2 pseudogenes are annotated in these 714 nt (G+C 59.5%); both read left to right on the plus strand.

Annotation, left to right across the window (positions count from 1 at the left end):
* Positions 1–155, plus strand: a pseudogene (locus FS320_RS44560) (IS30 family transposase); the annotation flags it as partial.
* Between the two features lie 12 nt (positions 156–167).
* A pseudogene (locus FS320_RS44565) lies at positions 168–596 on the plus strand (IS3 family transposase); the annotation flags it as partial.
* Between the last annotated feature and the right edge of the window lie 118 nt (positions 597–714).

Below are 714 nucleotides of genomic sequence, written 5' to 3' on the forward strand. Positions count from 1 at the left end.
TGCGGCAGTACTTCCCGAAGGGCTCAGACCTGTCCGTGCATAGCCAGAGCGACTTGGATGCGATCGCGCTCAGGCTCAATACTCGGCCAAGAAAAACCCTTGGCTTTCAAACGCCAGGAGCGACGCTAGCCAAAGCTGTTGCGCTCATCACTTGAACCCACCACGGCTTTTTTCGCCAAGGAGGGAAGTCGATGAAGTTCATGTTCATCGATGCGGCGAAAGCGGAATTCCCCATCCAGCGCCTGTGCCAAGTTCTTGAGGTGAGCCAGAGCGGGTACTTTGCCTGGCGAAACCGTCCGGCCTGCCAGCGTCAGCGCGACGATCTGGTGCTGCTCGCCCATGTCCGGTCGGCCTTTCGAGAGTCGAATGGCACCTATGGCAGCCCACGAATGACGCGCGAACTCCAAGATCAGGGTTTGCCGATCGGGCGCCGTCGGACGGCTCGGCTGATGCGCGAGAATGGCCTCAAGGCGCGGCAGAAACGGCGCTTCAAACGCACCACCGACAGCCATCATGCTTTTCCGATCGCGCCCAACCTGCTCGAGCAGGACTTCTCGGCGGATCGTCCGAACCAGAAATGGAACGCGGATATCTCGTAGATACTGTCGGCGAATTCCCTGTTGGCTATTCAGCAAGAGGAGGATGGCATGAGTCTTCATCCCGAGCCGATTGGTGAGATCCCGGCCGAGACCGTGCGAGTTGCCCGGGCAGCTT

The organism is Microvirga tunisiensis, assembly GCF_009296175.1.
Lineage (GTDB): Bacteria > Pseudomonadota > Alphaproteobacteria > Rhizobiales > Beijerinckiaceae > Microvirga > Microvirga tunisiensis.